1 protein-coding gene is annotated in these 362 nt (G+C 58.3%); it reads right to left on the bottom strand.

The window, feature by feature from the left end; all coding sequences use genetic code 11:
- Window positions 1-79: 79 nt before the first annotated feature.
- Window positions 80-298, bottom strand: a complete 219-nt coding sequence (locus tag EVJ34_RS15860) for a hypothetical protein (protein WP_201739965.1) — start codon at window positions 296-298, stop codon at window positions 80-82.
- Window positions 299-362 lie beyond the last annotated feature (64 nt).

The following is a 362-nucleotide window of genomic DNA, read 5'->3' as shown; positions in this document are numbered from 1 at the left end:
TCCCAGCGCTCCCGGAGGGTGAGCGGCCGCCCGTGCGCGCCGTGCCGCTCGCTGCTCCCGCCCTGCTCTCCGCCTCCGCTCACGCCGTCCCGCTGTCGTCGTCATCGTGGCGGGCGCGGCTGGGCTGGACGCGCTTGGGCTCGCCGGGCATCTTCGGGTACTCCGGCGGGTAGGGCATGTCGCCGAAAAAAAACATGTTCGTATCATTATTCGTCGTGTCGTTTTCACCACAAGCAACGAGTAAACCGCTCAGTGAGAGTGCCATCGTCATCAGTCCGAGATTCTTATTCCATTTCATTCATATTCCCTCCAAGTAAAGTGTGATTAGTCTACTTTCAATTGTCCCATCATCCAGTTTTCTT

The organism is Exiguobacterium sp. SL-9 (genome assembly GCF_004336985.1).
Lineage (GTDB): Bacteria > Bacillota > Bacilli > Exiguobacteriales > Exiguobacteriaceae > Exiguobacterium.
This window is presented reverse-complemented; position numbering and strand designations above follow the sequence as displayed.

Coding starts and splice junctions, on each gene's coding strand:
- EVJ34_RS15860 (WP_201739965.1), bottom strand. CDS start 298: ATGAAATGGAATAAGAATCTCGGACTGATGACGATGGCACTCTCACTG.